Source organism: Flavonifractor sp. DFI.6.63, assembly GCF_024462255.1.
In the GTDB taxonomy this organism is placed as follows: Bacteria; Bacillota; Clostridia; order Oscillospirales; family Oscillospiraceae; genus Lawsonibacter_A; species Lawsonibacter_A hominis.
This window is the reverse complement of sequence record NZ_JANGBE010000018.1, coordinates 13105-30239: the sequence shown is the minus strand read 5'-3', so window position 1 is coordinate 30239 and position 17135 is coordinate 13105. Positions and strand designations below refer to the sequence as shown.

The window sequence follows — 17135 nt, the reverse complement described above, 5'->3', positions numbered from 1 at the left end:
CCGCCTCAGAGCGAGGGGCCGGTTTCCTCCTCCAGCTCCCGCAGGAGCGCTTGATCCTCCCGGGAGGATAGATCCAGCTGGGCGTACAGGTCCGGGCGGCGCAGGCGGGTGCGGAGAAGGGCCTGCTTGCGCCGCCAGCGGGCGACCTTCTTGTGGTCGCCGGAGCGGAGGACGGCGGGCACCCTGCGGCCGTGCCATTCCTCGGGACGGGAGTATTGCGGATATTCCAGAAGGCCGTTCCAGTGGCTCTCGTTTTCAAAGCACTCCGGATCGGACAGCACTCCGGGCACCAGCCGGGCCACCGCGTCGGCCACCACCATGGCGGGCAGCTCGCCGCCGGTGAGCACAAAATCTCCGATGGAAATCTCCTCGTCCACGCACTCCTCGATAAAGCGCTCGTCGATGCCCTCATAGTGACCGCAGACCAGGATCAGGTGGCTGTAGCCATCCCGCAGGCGCCGGGCGTCGGCTTCGCAGAAGGTTTTCCCGGCGGGGGAGAGGTAGATGGTGCGGCCCGGGCCGTAGGCGTCCACGATGTGCCTCCAGCACTGATAGAGGGGATCGGCCTGCATCACCGCGCCCCGTCCGCCGCCGTAGGGGTAATCGTCTACCTGCTTTTGTTTGTTTAAGGTATAGTCCCGGATCTGATGGGCTTCGATGCGGAGAAGGTCCCGCTCCTGGGCGCGGCCCAGGACGGACTCGTTCATCATGTCGCCCACGGTCAGATCGAACAGGGTCATAATATCGATCTCATACATCTGTCTGCATCCCCTCGATCAGCCGCACCTTGAGATAGCCCTCCTCCACGTTGGTCTCCACCAGGAACTCGTCCACCGCGGGGATCATATAGTCGTGTTCCCCCCGGACGACATAGACCTCGTGCGCCGGGGGAGTGAGCACATCAATCACAGCGCCCAGCTCCGCGCCGCTGTCCGCATCCAGCACCCGGAGCCCGATCAGGTCGGCGATAAAATGCCGCCCTTCGGGCAGGACTACGCCGGTGCGGTCGATGCACACAGTGCGGCCCTTGAGGGCCATGGCGGCGTTTACGTCGTCCACCCCCTCCAGCAGGGCCAGTACGTTGCCCTTGTGGATACGGGCGGAGCGGACCTTGACGGGCCGTTCCCCCAGGTAAAGGGTGTCGAACCGGCAGAGAAATTCCGGCGAGTCGCACCAGGGAACGATCTTCACTTCCCCCTGGATGCCGTGGGTATTGACGATTTGGCCGGCCTCCAAAAATCGGTTTTTCATTGGTATTCACCTGCTTTGAAACAGATCGTCCCCTTCTCACGCGGAAAGCGGAGGGGACGGCTCGGGAGCGAAGCGGCACAGGTTGGGCAGAACCGATCCGCCCTCTGAGTCAGAACGGAAACAGCCGGCCGACCATTTGGTCGGCCGGCTGTTTCCGCGCTATGAGGAACGTGGTTCCCCCGGAGTCAATCGACGATCTCCACAGAGACCCTGGTGCCCTGGCGCTGAGCCACCGAGCGGATCAGCGTGCGGATCTCCTTGGCGATGCGGCCCTGACGGCCGATCACCTTCCCCATGTCCTCGGGGTCTACCCGCAGCTCCAGGACCGTCTCGCCATCGCCCGCATGTTCGGTGACATGCACCGCATCCGGGTGATCCACCAGATTCCGGGCGATGTAAGTGAGCAGTTCTTTCATGGTGCCTCCGCCCTTCCTTAGATGGCGCCGGCTTTTTTCAGCAGGGCCTTCACGGTCTCGGTGGGCTGGGCGCCGGTCTTGATCCAAGCCTGGGCGCGCTCGGCGTCCACGTTGATCACGGCGGGCGTCTTCAGGGGATCATACGTGCCGATCTCCTCGATGAAACGACCGTCGCGGGGATAACGGGAATCGGCCACCACGATGCGGTAGAAGGGAGCCTTCTTAGCGCCCATCCGGCGCAGTCTGATTTTGACCATTGTATCTTCACCTCCATATGATTTTGAAACTTTATCTGGAAACGCGCCGGCGGCGCGCTTACCAACTTAAAACGGCATGCCGGGCATCTTGCCGAATTTGCCCATCCGGCCCATGCGCTTCATCTGCTTGCCGGAGAACTGGCGGCTCATCTGCTGCATCAGATCGAACTGCTTCAGCAGCCGGTTGATGTCCACCACCTGGGTACCGGAGCCGGCGGCGATGCGCTTTTTCCGGCTGTTGTTGAGCAGGGAGGGATCCTCCCGTTCGGCAGGCGTCATGGAGAGGATGATCGCCTCGGTACGGGACAGGGCGCCCTCGTCTACCGTAGCCCCCTCCAGGGCTTTTGCGTTCATGCCGGGGAGCATCCCGGCGATGTCGGTCAGCGAGCCCATGCCCTTGAGCTGCACCAGCTGGTCGTAAAAGTCGGCCAGTGTGAATTTGTTTTTCCGCAGCTTCTGCTCCAGTTCGGCGGCCTTTTTGGCGTCGAAATTCTGCTGGGCCTTTTCGATCAGAGAGAGCATGTCCCCCATCCCCAGGATGCGGGAGGCCATACGGTCCGGATGAAAGACCTCCACCTGGTCGAGCTTTTCGCCCACGCCCACAAATTTGATGGGCTTGCCGGTAACGGCCCGGATGGAGAGGGCCGCGCCGCCCCGGGCGTCGCCGTCCAGCTTGGTGAGCATCACTCCGGTGAGGTCCAGTGCCTCGTCGAACGTCTTGGCGGCGTTTACCGCGTCCTGACCGATCATGGCGTCTACGATCAAAAGGATCTCGGTGGGTTCGACGGCGGCCTTCATGGCGCGCAGCTGATCCATCAGCTCCTCATCCACGTGCAGCCGGCCGGCGGTATCGATGAAAACGATGTCGTTGCCGTGCTTTTTGGCGTGCTCGATGCCCGCTTGGGCGATCGCGATGGGATCGGTCTGGCCCATCTGGAACACCGGTACGTCCACCTGAGCGCCCACCACCTCCAGCTGTGTGATGGCGGCGGGACGGAAGGTATCGCAGGCGACCAGGAGCGGGCGTTTGCCCTGCTGCTTTTTCAGGAAACCCGCCAGCTTGGCGCCGTTGGTGGTCTTGCCCGCGCCGTTGAGGCCGACCAGCATCACCACCGTGGGCGGCCTGGAGGAAATGGTCAGCTTGGTGCTCTCGCCGCCCATGAGGGCGGTGAGCTCCTCGTTGACGATCTTGACGATCATCTGCGCGGGGGTCAGGCTCTCCAGCACGTCGGTGCCCACGGCGCGCTCGGTGACGGCGGCGACGAACTGCTTGACCACCTTGAAGTTCACGTCGGCCTCCAGCAGGGCCATGCGGATTTCCTTCATGGACTCCTTCACGTCGGCCTCGCTCAGGCGGCCCTTGCCGCGGAGCTTTTTGAAGGCGGCGGAGAGCTTTTCGGTCAGTCCTTCAAATGCCATTGCCTACTCCTGTTTCAAATCGGACAGCACGGACCGGATCTGGGCGCACAGCCCCTCCAGCGCGTCGTCCTGGTAGCGGTCTTCGTTGAGCTGGCAGATGCCGTCCAGCGCATCGGCGATCTGGGCGAACTGCTCCTGCATTTTGTGAAAGCGGCGGATGATGCCGGTCTTGTCTTCCAGCTCGGTCAGGACGGCTTCCGCCCGGACGATCACGTCCCGCACGCCCTGACGGGTGATGCCGTAGTTTTCCGCGATCTCGGCCAGAGACAGGTCCTCGTTGTAGTAGAGGTCGTAAAACTCCTTCTGCCGGTCGGTGAGCATGTCGCCGTAGAAGTCGTAAAGCAAAGCCATGCGATAGGCCTGGTTCTTCAACGCTGCCGCCTCCTCTCGGATAAATGTAAAGCTTGTAAAGTTGCAAAGCTTTACAACAAAATGATGATACTACATTTCCTGCCTTTTGTCAAGGGAAAATCGCGCTTTGGAAGCAGGCGGAAGCGCACATAGTTTTCCCGCTGCCGGGGAATCCTCTCTGGCAGATGTGCACAGACGGGGAGGAAGCTTATGGAACTGGAACGGCTGGGACGGGAAACGGCGGCGGCGCGAAAGCCGGCGGAGCGCAGCGGCGGGCGGACGCTGGCCCGGCAGATGCGCCGGGCGCTGAAGGAGATCGAGGCCGCCCGGCGCCGTTTGGCGGAGGAGCGGGGGCAGGAGGCGCGCCCTGCGGCGGAATGGCTGCTGGATAACGCCTACCTGGCCCAGCGGGAGGGGAAGGACGCATGCCGGGCCCTTTCCCGGTGTCCCCGGCGCCTGCGCCGGGACGGGGCGGAGCTCTTCATCGGCGTGCTGGCCCGCACGCTGGCGGAGACCGGGACGGTGGGGACCGCCGAACTGGACGCCTTTCTGGGCGGCGTGCAGCGGGGCGCTCCGCTGTCTGAATTGGAGCTGGCCCATTTCATTCCGGCGCTCAAAGGGGCGCTGATCCTCCGCCTGGCACGGCTGTGCCGGAGTCTGCCGGGGCGGGACGAGGCCCTGGCGGGAGAGCTGGAGCGCCTGTTCACCACGCTGCGCACGCTGGGCGGCGCCGATCTGGCCCCGGTGCTGGAACGGCACAGCCAGGCCGAACAGGCCCTGCGGCAGGACCCTGCGGGCGCCTATGCCGCCATGGACGACGCCACCCGCGCCCGCTACCGGGACCGTTTGTGCGCCCTGGCCCGAAAAACGGGCCGCTCCGAGGCGGAGACCGCCCGCCGGCTGCTGGAGCTGTGCCGGGCGGGGGCGGGACTGGAGCGCCACGTGGGGTATTGGCTGTTCCGCCGTCCCTTGGGGGAGGAGCGTCCGGCGGCGCAGGGGGGCTGGTATGTGGCTGCGGTGGTACTGTGTAGCCTGTGCCTGTCGCTGCTGCTGGGCTTTCTGCTGCACAGCGGCTGGGTGGCGCTGCTGCTCCTGCTGCCCGTGTCCGATCTGGTGAAAAATGTGCTGGACTTTTTGGCGGTGCGCCTGGTGCGGCCCCGTCCGGTGTTCCGCATGGCCCTGGAGCAGGGCGTGCCGCGGGAGGGGCGTACCCTCTGCGTGATCGCGGGGCTTCTGAGCGGGGAGAACTCCGGGCCGGAGTACGCCGCCCTGCTGGAGCGCTACCGGCTGGCCAACCGGGACGGAGGGGCGCAGCTGCGGTTCGGCCTGCTGGCCGACCTGCCCGACCAGGACGCCCCCATGGGAAGCCGGGCCGGACAATGGGTGGACGCGGCCCGCCGGGCCATCGATGCGCTCAACGAGACCTATGGCGGAGGGTTTTACCTCTTTTTCCGGGAACCCGTGTTCCAGAAGACCGACGAGCGCTACCAGGGCTGGGAACGCAAGCGGGGGGCCCTGCTGGAGCTGTGCCGCCTGCTGAAGGGGCGCAGGACCGGGCTGCAGGTGCTCTCCGGAGAACGCGGCGCGCTGAACGGCACCCGCTTCGTGCTTACCCTGGATTCGGATACCGCCCTCAACGTGGGCTCGGCCCGGGAGCTGACCGGAGCCATGCTCCACCCGCTGAACCGGGCGGTAGTGGACCGCCGCCGCCGTGTGGTGGTCTCCGGTTACGGGGTGCTCCAGCCCAGGGTGGGGGTGGAGCTGGGGGCGGCCAACAAGAGCCAGTTTGCCCGCATTTTTGCCGGACAGGGAGGGGTGGACCCCTATGGCTCCACCGCCAGCGACGTGTACCACGACCTGTTCGACCAGGGCACCTATACCGGAAAGGGCATATTCGATGTGGATGCCTTTTTTACCTGCCTGGAAGGCCGTTTCCCGGAAAACCGGGTCCTCTCCCACGATCTGCTGGAGGGCTCCTATCTCCGCGCGGGACTGATCGGGGATGTGGAACTCACCGACAGCTATCCCTATAAGGTGACCTCTTATTATGCCCGCCTCCACCGTTGGGTGCGGGGAGACTGGCAGCTGCTGCCCTGGCTGGGCCGCCGGGTGCGCAATCAGGCGGGAGGACTGGAACCCAACCCCATCACCCGCATGGCCCGGTGGAAGATTTTTGACAATCTGCGCCGTTCCCTTTCCCCGGTGAGCACCCTGCTTTCCCTGCTGCTGGGCATGTGCGTGGGCCGCCTGGACTTTAACCTGGCGGCGGGGGTAGCCGCGGCTGCGGCCGCGTCCAATCTTCTCCTGTCGGGAGCGGAGCTCTTCTGGCGGGGGGGCCGGGGCCTGCGGGAGCGCTACCATGCCTCGATCGTGGCGGGCTTTGGCGGCGTGATCCTCCAGACGCTGCTGCAGCTTTTGTTTCTTCCCCTCCACGCCTGGACCTGCGCCAGCGCCATCGCAACCGCCCTATGGCGGCAGCTGGTCACGCACCGGGGGCTGCTGGCCTGGGTAACGGCGGCGGACGCGGAACGGCGCGCGGGGGACGGCCTGTGGGCCAATTACCGCAAGGGGTGGAGCGCCGTGGCGGCGGGCGGTCTGGCCATCCTGTTCGCCCGCATCCCGGCGGGCGCGGCGGCGGGGCTTTTGTGGGCGCTCGCTCCCTGCGCCGCCTGGGCCATGAGCCGCCCCATACCGGCCCAACGGGCCGCGCCCCAGACCGACCGGCCCTTCCTGCTCCACCAGGGGGCGCTGATCTGGCAGTATTTTGCAGACTGGCTTCGCCCCGAGGATCACTGGCTGCCGCCCGACAACGTGCAGGAGGGACCCGACCTGGGGCCCGCCCGGCGTACCTCGCCCACCAACGCCGGCATGGCCCTGCTGTGCTGCCTGGCGGCGGCGGACCTGGATCTGTGCTCCCGGAAGAAGGCGCTCTCCCTCATCGGGCATCTGCTGGATACGCTGGAGACGCTGCCCAAGTGGAACGGACATCTCTACAACTGGTATGACACGGCTTCCGCCGCGCCCCTCACGCCCCGCTATGTATCCACCGTGGACGCGGGCAACCTGTGCGCCTGCCTGATCGCCCTGCGGGAAGGACTGTACGAATGGGGGGAGGATGCGTTGGCCCGGCGGGCGGAGGCGCTGTCCGACGGCATGGACTTCTCCCGGCTTTACGACGGACAGCGGCGGCTGTTCTATATCGGCTACGACTGCGAAAAGCAGGCCTACACCCAGGGCTGGTATGACCTGATGGCCAGCGAGGCCAGGCAGACCAGCTACCTGGCAGTGGCCCGGGGAGAGGTGAGTCCGCGCCACTGGCGGCGGCTGAGCCGGATGCTGACGGGGGATGACGATTATAAGGGCATGGTCTCCTGGACGGGCACCATGTTCGAGTATTTTATGCCCAACCTGCTCCTGCCGGTGGAACCCAACAGCCTGGTCTACGAGTCGCTGGCCTTTTGCCTCTATGAGCAGCGCAAGCGGGGGCGGCGCACGGGGACGCCGTGGGGGATCTCCGAATCCTGCTTTTATGCCTTCGACCCCGGCTTGAGCTACCAATACAAGGCCCATGGGGTCCAGCGGCTGGGCCTGAAGCGGGGACTGGATGAGGAACTGGTGGTGGCTCCGTACGCCTCCTTCCTGGCGCTGCTGCTCTCGCCGCGCCGGGCGGCGGACAACCTGCGCCGCCTGCGCGCGCTGGGGGCGGAGGGGAAATACGGCATGTACGAGGCGCTGGACTTCACCCCTGCCCGGCGTACCGGCAAGGCCCCCTTCGAGCCGGTGCAGACCTTTATGGCCCACCATCTGGGCATGAGCCTGGTGGCCATCGACAATGCCTTGAACGAAAATGTGATGCAAAAGCGCTTTTTGCGGGACCGGGCCATGGGGGCTTACCGGGAACTGCTGCAGGAAAAGGTGCCCGTGGGAGCCGCCGTGCTCCGCCAGAGGGAGTTCCGGGCGCCGGAGCAGCCGGGGCGTCCGCCGCAGGCCGGACTGGTGCGGGAATACCCGGCGGCGGCGCAGGCGCGTCCGGCCTGTCATCTGGTGTCCAACGGGGCCTATGTGGTCTTGTGCGATAGTCTGGGGCGCAGCTGGACCCGGATGGGGGAGACCGCCCTGCTCCGGGACGGGGGCGTGTCCGTTTGGTTCAGCGCTCCGGGCGGGCTGACCGCCCTGACGCCGGAGCGCTGCCGGTTCGACGGCGGGGCCGGCTGGACCGGAGCGGCGGGAGGTATCTCCTTCACCCACAGCCTGCAGGTACCGGAGCGGGAGAACGGAGAGCGGCGGGAGCTGGTGCTCCGCTGGAAGGGAAAAGGCCGCCTGAGCGGAGAGGTGGTGTGCTATCTGGAGCCGGTACTGGCAAAGCAGGCGGATTATGCGGCCCACCCGGCGTTCTCCAAGCTCTTTTTGGAGAGCGCCCATACCGGAGACGGAGTCGTCTTTACCCGCCGTCCACGGCGCAGCGGGGAGGGGAGAGCGGCGCTGGCGGTCCTGTGGGACGCCCCGGACGCCTTTTTCGACACCAGCCGGGAGCAGGCCCTGGGCCGGGGCGGGCTGCGGGCGCTGGAGCAGGCCTTGCAGGGACCGGCCCACAGCTCCGCCGGAGCGGTGCTGGATCCCTGCCTGCTGCTGCGCGTCCCTGTGACGCTGGAGCCGGGCGGGACCTTTCGCCTGCGGCTGACCCTGGCGGCCGGGCAGAGCGGAGAGGAGGCGGTAGAGGCCGCACGCCGTCTGCAGAGCCCGCGGGCGCGCTTGGGGAACGTACAGCTGGAACGGCTCATGACTGCCTGCAAGCTGACAGGTGAAACTACGTTACAGGCGTTTGAGCTGTTGGCCGCCCTGGTCTATCCTGGGGCCCGGAGCCCGGCAGAACAGAGCCTTTTGTGGCCCTACGGCATTTCGGGCGATCTTCCCATCGCGGCCCTGACTCTGGCCGGCGCGGAGGAGGCGGAGACGGCCCTGCCCTGGCTGGGGGTGCACAAGCTCCTCTCCCGCAGCGGTTACGCCTTTGATCTGGCGATCCTGCTGGACGAGGGGGGAGATTACCGGCGTCCCGCCCATAGCAGGCTGGCGGAAGGGCTGCGGGCCATCGGATGGGACCATATGGCGGGCGCCAAGGGAGGCGTCCATCTGCTGGCCGCCGCGCCGCCGGTGCTGGAGGCGGCCGCGGTGCGCTTGGGCGCGGCATGGCCGCCCTATGTGCCGCCCGATGCGGAACCGGAACGATCCTTTGCCCTTGAAAAGGGTCTGCCCCTGTGGGAGGCCGGAGCGGACGGCAGCTTTCAGTTCCACTGTGGAAACCGGCTGCCGCCGGTGGGGTGGAGCCAGATGCTCACCAACGGCGATTTCGGCTGGATGGTGGACGAGACCGGCTGCGGACACCTATGGCGGGGCAACGCCCGGGAGTGCCCGCTCACGCCCTGGAACAACGATCCGCTCGCCGTGGGAGGGACGGAACGGTTCGTCCTGCGGGCGGAGGGGGAGGAGCGCTCCCTGTTTGCCGACGGGGACGGGCTGCCCTGTACCGTGACCTACGCTCCCGGCTTCGCCCGCTGGGAGAAGACCTGGGGAGAGCGCCGGGTGAGGACGACCGCCTTCGTCCCGGCGGACCGGCCGGTCCGGGTGCTGCTGCTGGAGCTGGAGGGGGCGCCCTGCCAGCTGGGGCACCGGTTAAACGGCAAAGAAGAGACACGTTACACGCTGGAGGGCGTGCTGGCGCTCTCCACCGGCGCGGATCTGGAGGAGCGGGAGGAGGACCCCGGTCAGGCCCAGAAGTGGCTGGGACGCACGGTGATGCACTGGAACCGCACGGTCTCCGCGCTGAAAGTGCGCACGCCCGACCCGGCGCTGGACCGTTACCTGAACGGCTGGTGCCTGTACCAGGTGATCGCCTGCCGCCTGCTGGGCCGGACCTCCCGCTATCAGAACGGCGGGGCCTACGGGTTCCGGGACCAGCTCCAGGACGTATGCGCCACACTGCTCACCGGCGGCGCGTATGCCAGAGAGCAGCTGCTGCGCGCCTGCGCCCATCAGTACCGGGAGGGAGATGTGATGCACTGGTGGCACGAGACCGGCGGCACGGGGGACAAAGGCGTGCGCACCCGTATCAGCGACGACCTCTTGTGGCTGCCGTATGTGCTGTGCGAGTACCTGGAGCAGCGGGGGGACTGGGGCATTTTGGAGGAACCGGTCCCCTACCTGGAGTCCCCGCCCCTGCGTCCGGAGGAGCGGGAGCGCTATGAGCAGCCGGAGCGTTCCCGGGAAACGGGCGGCGTCTACGACCACGCCTGCCGGGCCGTGGAGCAGGTGCTCCGCCGGGGCGCGGGGGAGCACGGCCTGCCCCGCATGGGCACGGGCGACTGGAACGACGGCATGGACCGGGTGGGGGAGCAGGGACGGGGCGAGAGCGTTTGGCTGGCCTGGTTTGCCGCCCACGTGCTCTCACGCTTCGCTCCCGTCTGCGGCCGGATGGGAGACGCGCAGCGGGAGGAGCGCTGCCGGGACTGGGCCGGGCGCTTTGCCGCCGCGGCCGACCGGGCCTGGGACGGGGCGTGGTTCCTGCGGGGGTATTACGACGACGGAAGACCCCTGGGAAGCCGCGGGGACGAGGTGTGCCAGCTGGACTCCATTGCCCAGAGCTGGGCCGCGCTGGCGCCCACGGCGGATCGGGAAAAGACCGCTGCGGCGCTCACATCCGCGCTGGAGCGGCTATTTGACCGCGGGGCGGGCGTGGTGAAGCTGTTTGATCCGCCGTTCGACGGCGGGGGGGCGGACCCGGGGTATATCCGGGGGTATGTTCCCGGTGTGCGGGAGAACGGCGGACAATATACCCATGCGGCGGTGTGGCTGGCGCTGGCCTGTCTTCGGACTGGGCGGGCGGGGGAGGGACGGGACATCCTGGCCGCGCTGCTGCCGGAGCACCACGACGGCAGCGTCTACCGCTGCGAGCCCTATGTGCTCTGCGCCGACGTCTACGCCGCCCCCGACCATCTGGGCCGGGGCGGCTGGAGCTGGTACACCGGCGCGGCGGGGTGGTTCTATCGGACGGCCATGGAAGAGATGCTGGGCTTCCGTCTGCGGGCGGGCCGGCTCTTCCTGGAACCGCAGCTCCCGCCGGACTGGCCGGGCTTTACGGCCACTTGGCGGACGCAGCGGGCCGTTCTCCAGATCACCGTGCGCCGGGGAAGCGAAAAAAAGACCCTCCTGGACGGGAAAAGCGTCCCGGAGGGGATCGATCTGGAGAAATTGGAGGGGGAGCGGCGCCTGGAGGTCACGCTCTGACCGCAGCCGCGCCGTGTCCACACAGGCCGCGCGGTCAGGGCGCGCGCTGCTGCGGCGCGTCCGCCGCGTACCACAGAGGCAGGCCCAGCAGCACCGCGCCCCCCAGAAGATTGCCCAGCGTTACCCACAAAAGGTTCCAAAGCAGGGCGAAGGAAGCGCCGCCAGGCACCAGAAGGGCGTACAGGACAAAATAGGCCATGTTGGCGATGGAGTGCTCCAGTCCGGCGAGCACGAAGGTCGTGATGGCAAGGGTGATGGCGATCACCTTGCCGCACTCGCTCTGAAGCCGGAAGCCGGCAAATACCCCCACGCACACCAGAAAATTGCACAGCACGCCCCGGAGCAGCAGCATATACCAGGGAGCGGCGAGCTTGGCGGGGACGCAGAGGGACAGGTAGGCCGAAAGCAGATCGCTGCTGGCCCCGGAGCCTGCCAGCAGCAGACAGAGCGCCAGGATGCCGATCAAGTTGCCCACATAGGCCATGATCCAGACCCGCAGAGCGGTACCGGGGGTGGCCGAGCCCTCGTAAAGGGAGACCCCCATGACCAGATTGCAGCCGGTAAAAAGCTCGCCGCCCAGCAGCACGATCAGGATCAAAGCGGCGGAAAAGGTCAGGGCGGCCAGCAGCTTGGCCAGGGGCAGGCTGGCGTCGTAGAACCAGGCGGCGCACAGGCTGGACAGCAGGGCCCCCACAAAGATGAAGGCCCCCGCCACGGCGGCGCGGGTCAGATAGCGCAGGGGCTGCTCCCGGGACAGGCGGACCTTGTCGGCCCCGGCCAGGGCCATGGCTTCCACAGCGGAACGTGTCATGCGATCGGCCTCCTTATCATTCGTGTCTCTATTGTAGCGGAAAGCGGCGGGAACGGCAACTGCGCGCACAGCCAATCTTTTTTCCGCGAAGGGGTGTCAAATCGGTCAAAACGTTGTATAATACCCATACTGCAATTTTCCACGGAAAGGAATGACAGAGCGTGATCGAAGTCACCCGAAGCGAACTTCTGCCCGGCGTCCATTTGACGGCGGTGCATACAAAAAAGTTTAAGTCCAGCGTGCTGGGACTGCAGTTTTTGCTGCCGCTGCAGGAGGAGACCGCCTCTCTCAACGCCCTGGTCCCCATGGTGCTGCGGCGGGGCACCCGGGAGCATCCGGATCTGGAGGCTCTCTCCGCCGCCCTGGACGAGCTGTATGGCGGTTCGCTGGAACCCATGGTGCGCAAGAAGGGAGAGACCCAGTGCGTGGGCTTTCTGGGGAGTTTCCTGGACGACGCCTACACGCTGGACGGCGCGCCCCTTCTGGAACGGGCCGCGGCCCTGCTGGGCGAGGTGGTGTTTCACCCCTATACCAGCGCCGGGGCCTTCTGCCCCGACTATACCAGCCAGGAGAAGACCAACCTGATCGACCGTATCCGGGCCCAGATCAACGACAAGCGGCAGTATGCCCAGCTGCGGGTGGTCGAGGAGATGTGCGCCGGGGAGCGCTTCGGGGTAGACAAACTGGGCAGCGAGGCCACCGCCGCCGCCATTGACTGCGCGGCGCTGTGGACGCGCTATCAGGAGATGCTGCGCCTTGCTCCGGTGGAGCTGTATTATTGCGGCTCGGCCGCGCCGGAGCGGGTGCGCCAGGCTCTGTCCGCGATCCTGGCGGAGCTGCCCCAGGGCGCGGCGCGCACTGCCCCCGGCCGCCCGGCGCGGCGGCAGGCCCCGGACGTGCCCCGCCTGGTGGAGGAGGCTATGGACGTGACCCAGGGCAAGCTGTCCCTGGGCCTGCGTACCGGCATCGACGCCTGGGACGCCGATTATCCCGCCCTCACCCTGGTCAACGCCATCTATGGCGGCACCACGACCTCCAAACTCTTCCTGAACGTGCGGGAGCGTCTCTCGCTGTGCTACTACGCCAGCTCCGGCCTGATGAAGTACAAGGACGTGATGCTGGTCTCCTCCGGCGTGGAGTTCGACCGGGTGGAGCAGGCCAAGACGGAGATCCTGGCCCAGCTGGACCAGTGCAGGACGGGAGCGTTTGGGGAGGAAGAGCTGGAGTGGGCCCGCCGTTCGGTGGTGAGCAGTCTGACCACCACGCTGGATGCGCAGGGGCGGCTGGAGGATTACTGGCTGGGCCAGTCCGCGGCGGGTCTGACCGAAGCCCCGGAGGAGTTGGCCCGGCGCGTGGAGCAGGTCACCCGGGAGCAGGTGGTCTCCGCCGCCCAAAAGCTGAAGCTGGATACCGTCTATTTCCTGAAAGGCAAGGAGTGAGCCCATGGTAAGCAAGGAATACCCCCGCATCGGGGAAACGATGCTGCATGCCCGGCTGGAGAACGGACTGCACATCTATGTGGACCAAAAGCCGGAGTTCCAGAAAAGCTACGCCTTTTTTGCCGCCAATTACGGCGGCATGGACATGAAGTTCCGCCTGGACGGCGTATGGCAGGACACGCCCGCCGGAGTAGCCCACTTTTTGGAGCACAAGATGTTCGATACCGAGGACGGCAACGCCCTTCAGGATCTGGCCGCCAATGGGGCGTCCCCCAACGCCTTTACCAGCAGCGCCATGACCGGCTACTACTTCGAGAGCACGGAGAAGTTCTATGAAAATCTGAAGATCCTGCTCTCCTTTGTCTCCATCCCCTGGTTTACCCGGGAGAGCGTGGACAAGGAGCAGGGGATCATCGGCCAGGAGATCCGTATGGTGGAGGACGACCCGGACAATCAGGTCTTCTACGCCCTGATGGAGTGCCTGTTTGACCATCACCCCATCCGGGTGCCCATCGCCGGGACCCGGGAGTCCATCTCCCATATCACGGCGGATACCCTCTACGCCTGCCACAAGGCCTTTTATACGCCCTCCAATATGGTGCTCACCGTGGCCGGGAACGTGGACGCCAAGCGGGTGATCGAGACTGCCCGGGAGATCCTGCCCCGGGAGAGCGGCGGACGGATCGAGCGGGACTACGGCACAGAGGAGCGCGGCAAAGCCGCCGCCCCCGGCAAACAGCTGCGCATGGCGGTCTCCACGCCGATTTTCCAGCTGGGCTGCAAGGCCGATACCGCCCCTGCGGGCGAGGAGCGCCTGCGCCGTCAGCTGGTGAGCGAGCTGGCCTGCGAGGCGCTGCTGGGCACCTCCAGTCCCCTGTATGCCGACCTGTACCGGAAGGGGCTCATCAACAAGAACTTCGGCTACGGGTTCAAGCAGTATCCGGGCTGCGCGCTTCTGGCCGCAGGGGGGGAGAGCCGGGAGCCGGAGGCGGTGCGCGGCGCGGTGCTGGCCGAGGCGCGGCGCCTGGCGGAGCGCGGTCTGGAGGAAGCCTTCTTCCAGCGGCTGAAACGCTCCGGCTACGGCGCGCGGGTACGGGCGCTCAACTCCTTTGAAACGATCTGCATCGAGCAGGCCCAGGCGCATTTTGCGGGGTTTGAGTATCTGCGTTTTCCCGAGCTCTACGCGGACATCGGGCGGGAGCACGTGGAAGAATGCCTGCGCCGCCTGGCGGAACCGGAGCGCTGGGCGCTGGCCGTGGTCCGGCCGGGAGGGCAGGCATGATGGGAACCGTCTCCTTCCCGGGACTGGGACTGGAATTCCAGCTCAACCGTGTGGCCTTCCACGTGGGCAGCTGGCCGGTGTACTGGTACGGGATCATCATTGCCGCAGGCTTCCTGCTGGCCGTGTTCTATTGCAGTCGGAAGGCCGGCCAGTTCGGCATCCGGCAGGACGATATCATCGACATGCTCTTTTTTGCCGTGCCCCTGGCCATCATCGGGGCGCGGCTGTACTACATCATCTTCTACCTGGATCTTTTCCGGCGGGAGGACGGCTCCCTGGACTTCGGGGCGATGGTGCGCATCTGGGATGGCGGCCTTGCCATCTACGGCGGCGTGATCGCCGCGGTACTCACCCTTCTGGTCTTCTGTAAGGTGCGAAAGATCAAGTTTTTAGCCTTTGCGGATCTGGGCGTGTTCGGCCTGCTCATCGGCCAGCTGGTGGGCCGCTGGGGCAATTTCGTGAACATTGAGGCTTACGGCGGGCCTACCGATTTGCCGTGGCGTATGGGGATCTATGAGTACGTGGGCGGCGCTTTGCAGTATGCCGAGGTCCACCCAACCTTTCTCTACGAGTCCCTGTGGAACCTGCTGGGACTGATCCTGCTGGCGGTGATCGCCCAAAAATGGCGCAAGTTCGACGGTCAGATGTTTTTGAGCTATTTTGCCTGGTACGGTGTGGGCCGCGGATGCATCGAAGGCCTGCGTACCGACAGCCTGTACTTTTTCAACACGACCGTTCGGGTGTCCCAGGTATTCGGGTTCGCCACCGCCGCCGTGGCCATCGTGCTGCTGGCCGTCAACCTGCTCAGGCGGCCTCACGATCCGGAGGCGCTGTGGGTCAACCAGGTGCGGAAAAACGCCCGGCGGGTGGCCCTGGTCTATCCTGAGGGCCCCGACGCGCGCAAGTGGCTGGAGCGGCAGAAAAAGCGCCTGGAGCGGGAGGGCGCCTATGTGGAGACCTACGCGCTGCCCGCCGGAGCGGCGGAGGAGACCGGCGAGCTGCTGGCTGCCCTGGAAGCGCGGGAGGACCTGGATCAGATTCTGAAAAAGTGAGCCAAGGGGGCTGGGAGACGGGCGAACTTTTTACCTCGATTTCGTGCGAAAGGATCGGCAAACATTTCGTGGGAAGACTCCCTTCCGGAGGCGGCGCCTGTTTCGCGTAGGCCGGGGCGGCCCTTGCGCGGCGATGGCGATCGTTGCGCGGCCGTTCGCGGCTGTGCCGCTTTACGGACGCGGCACACCCCTTGCGGGAGAGCGCTGCGGGGCGCTCCTGCGGGAGGTTTGGGGGACAAGCTGCGGGGGCCCGGCGTTCCATTTGGAACGCCGGGCCCCCGCACAATCCCCCCAAGAGTCCCCCTGCCGGTCAGTCCACCGGCGGAAGGCGCCGGTCCTCCTGCTGTACCGGTTCCGTTGGCTTTACGTTGGAGGCCAGGGAAATGGCGCTCCGGCCGAACTTTCCGCGGATACCGTCCATGGCCCGCTCCAGACGCTCCAGCTTGTCCCGGCGGGGCGCGGCCCCGGCGGCGAACAGATTGAGCTGCTCGGCGGCCAGCCCCTCCTCCACCAGGTTCTGGGCCGTGACCGTCAGGGCGCGGACAGGCGCCCTGGGGCTCCAGGCCGCATGCATCAGTTCCATACACGCCTGTGCGATATCCCGGGATACGTAGGTCGGGGCCTCCAGCCGCTTCTGCCGGCAGATGTCCTTGAAATTGGGATCCCGGATGACGATCTGTACGGTGGTGCATTTCAGGCCGCAGCTCCGCAGCCGGGCGGCCACCTCATCGGAGAGCTCCGCCACACCGGAGTGCAGCTGCGCCCAGCCCACCAGATTACGGGAAAAGGTGAGCCCGTTGCCCACGGACTTGGGCCCCGGCAGGTCCCGCGCGGGGATCACCGGGGCGCGCTCGGCGCCGGTGGCGTAATCGTGAAGGGTATATCCCTGCTTGCCCAGAAGGTCCCCAAGGGCCTCCCGGTCGAACCGGGCCAGATCCCCGATGGTACGCACGCCGTACCCTTCCAGCGTCCGCCGGGCGGACTGACCCACAAAGAGCAGATCGCTCACCGGCAGAGGCCACAGCAGGTCCCTGAAATTTTCCCGCGTGACGACGGTGGTGGCGTCCGGCTTTTTGTAATCGCTGCCCATTTTGGCAAAGACCTTGTTGAACGACACCCCCACCGATACGGTCAGCTCCAGCTCCTCCCGAACCGCACGCCGGATCTCGTCGGCCAGGGCCCGGCCGTCCCCGCCGAACAGATGCAGAGAGCCGGTCACGTCCAGCCAGCTCTCGTCGATGGAGAAGGGCTCCACCAGATCGGTATAGCGCTCATAGATGGCGTTGACCTGTTTGGAATAGTCCCGGTACTTCCAATGATGGGCGCGCAGCAGCGCCAGGTCCGGGCATTTCCTGCGGGCCTGCCAGATGGTCTCGGCGGTCTTCACGCCGAACGCCTTGGCGCGTTCGTTCTTGGCCAGAATGATCCCGTGGCGGGATTCCGGGTCCCCGCATACCGCGACCGGGGCCGCCCGCAGCTCCGGATGCTCCAGCAGCTCCACCGAGGCGTAAAAGCTGTTCAGATCGCAGTGTAAAATGGTACGTTCCACGCTATCACCCCCGATACCACTATCCTA

12 protein-coding genes are annotated in these 17135 nt (G+C 66.2%); 4 read left to right on the top strand and 8 right to left on the bottom strand.

Features of this window, described 5'->3' with window-relative positions; translation table 11 throughout:
• Window positions 1–5: 5 nt before the first annotated feature.
• From trmD to ylxM, 6 genes are all read right to left on the bottom strand, one after another.
• Window positions 6–758: a tRNA (guanosine(37)-N1)-methyltransferase TrmD gene (gene trmD / locus NE547_RS10625; protein ID WP_186907805.1), complete on the bottom strand. Its 753-nt coding sequence runs from the start codon at window positions 756–758 to the stop codon at window positions 6–8.
• Window positions 751–1251 (bottom strand): ribosome maturation factor RimM, encoded by a 501-nt coding sequence (rimM, locus tag NE547_RS10620; protein ID WP_186907804.1) that lies wholly within the window; start codon window positions 1249–1251, stop codon window positions 751–753. The genes trmD and rimM overlap by 8 nt, the downstream gene beginning before the upstream one ends.
• 185 nt (window positions 1252–1436) lie before the next feature.
• A complete protein-coding gene (locus tag NE547_RS10615) occupies window positions 1437–1667 on the bottom strand; it encodes a KH domain-containing protein (protein WP_256175866.1) in 231 nt (76 codons plus the stop codon).
• A 17-nt stretch (window positions 1668–1684) separates the two neighbouring features.
• The gene (gene rpsP, locus NE547_RS10610; protein WP_186907802.1) at window positions 1685–1924 is read right to left on the bottom strand and encodes a 30S ribosomal protein S16; all 240 of its coding nucleotides are present in this window, start codon (window positions 1922–1924) and stop codon (window positions 1685–1687) included.
• Between the two features lie 66 nt (window positions 1925–1990).
• The gene (gene ffh, locus NE547_RS10605) at window positions 1991–3343 is read right to left on the bottom strand and encodes a signal recognition particle protein (RefSeq protein ID WP_256175864.1); all 1353 of its coding nucleotides are present in this window, start codon (window positions 3341–3343) and stop codon (window positions 1991–1993) included.
• Between the two features lie 3 nt (window positions 3344–3346).
• Window positions 3347–3715, bottom strand: a complete 369-nt coding sequence (gene ylxM, locus NE547_RS10600; protein ID WP_186907800.1) for a YlxM family DNA-binding protein — start codon at window positions 3713–3715, stop codon at window positions 3347–3349.
• Window positions 3716–3904: 189 nt separating this feature from the next.
• Between ylxM and NE547_RS18405 the strand changes: the two genes are divergently transcribed.
• Window positions 3905–10975 (top strand): GH36-type glycosyl hydrolase domain-containing protein, encoded by a 7071-nt coding sequence (locus NE547_RS18405; RefSeq protein ID WP_305148503.1) that lies wholly within the window; start codon window positions 3905–3907, stop codon window positions 10973–10975.
• Between the two features lie 34 nt (window positions 10976–11009).
• Here NE547_RS18405 and NE547_RS10585 read toward each other — a convergent pair whose 3' ends face one another.
• Window positions 11010–11786 (bottom strand): formate/nitrite transporter family protein, encoded by a 777-nt coding sequence (locus NE547_RS10585; protein ID WP_186907798.1) that lies wholly within the window; start codon window positions 11784–11786, stop codon window positions 11010–11012.
• A gap of 161 nt (window positions 11787–11947) precedes the next feature.
• On the opposite strand from NE547_RS10585, the gene yfmF reads away from it, so the two are divergent.
• The 3 genes from yfmF to lgt are packed head-to-tail and all read left to right on the top strand — an operon-like array spanning window position 11948 to window position 15559.
• Entirely contained in the window at window positions 11948–13225 is a 1278-nt protein-coding gene (gene yfmF / locus NE547_RS10580) for an EF-P 5-aminopentanol modification-associated protein YfmF (protein ID WP_256175862.1), read from the top strand.
• Window positions 13226–13229: 4 nt separating this feature from the next.
• Window positions 13230–14507 (top strand): EF-P 5-aminopentanol modification-associated protein YfmH, encoded by a 1278-nt coding sequence (gene yfmH / locus NE547_RS10575; RefSeq protein WP_256175861.1) that lies wholly within the window; start codon window positions 13230–13232, stop codon window positions 14505–14507.
• Window positions 14504–15559: a prolipoprotein diacylglyceryl transferase gene (gene lgt, locus NE547_RS10570; protein WP_186907795.1), complete on the top strand. Its 1056-nt coding sequence runs from the start codon at window positions 14504–14506 to the stop codon at window positions 15557–15559. Before yfmH ends, lgt begins: the two co-directional genes overlap by 4 nt.
• 310 nt (window positions 15560–15869) lie before the next feature.
• On the opposite strand, the gene dinB is transcribed toward lgt, so the two are convergent.
• Window positions 15870–17108, bottom strand: a complete 1239-nt coding sequence (gene dinB / locus NE547_RS10565) for a DNA polymerase IV (RefSeq protein WP_256175860.1) — start codon at window positions 17106–17108, stop codon at window positions 15870–15872.
• Between the last annotated feature and the right edge of the window lie 27 nt (window positions 17109–17135).